The organism is Clostridioides sp. ZZV14-6150 (genome assembly GCF_020657875.1).
In the GTDB taxonomy this organism is placed as follows: Bacteria; Bacillota; Clostridia; order Peptostreptococcales; family Peptostreptococcaceae; genus Clostridioides.
Genome location: NZ_JAGWDA010000073.1, coordinates 1 through 399, shown reverse-complemented (window position 1 = coordinate 399; position 399 = coordinate 1). Strand labels below are relative to the sequence as shown.

General features: G+C 35.6%; 1 tRNA gene and 1 rRNA gene. Both read right to left on the bottom strand.

From position 1 onward, the window contains the following. Position 1: 1 nt before the first annotated feature. Positions 2 to 73: transfer RNA gene (locus tag KGF41_RS20570), tRNA-Asn, on the bottom strand. 6 nt (positions 74 to 79) lie between these two features. After that, a 5S ribosomal RNA gene (gene rrf, locus KGF41_RS20565) occupies positions 80 to 196 on the bottom strand. Positions 197 to 399: the final 203 nt, after the last annotated feature.

The window sequence follows — 399 nt, the reverse complement described above, 5'->3', positions numbered from 1 at the left end:
GCTCCAAGGGTGGGGCTCGAACCCACAGCCTACCGGTTAACAGCCGGTTGCTCCACCGTTGAGCTACCTTGGAACATTTACGTGGCTATGTCCTACTCTCCCAGGCAGTTTCCCACCAAGTACCATTAGCGCTAAAGAGCTTAACTTCTGTGTTCGGAATGGGAACAGGTGTATCCTCTTTGCTATTATAACCACATATTGCCTATTTATAAGACAAATATTATATTAACATCTTTATTTTTAAATGTCAATACTTTTAAAGTACTAAATAATAATAGTTTTTTATTAAATATCTTCCATTAATTGAAGTTAGTACTTTACATAGAGTTAACACTCTAAAAACTGCATATATATTTTAATTAATGAACATCAAATAAATATTGGTCAAGTCCTCGACCT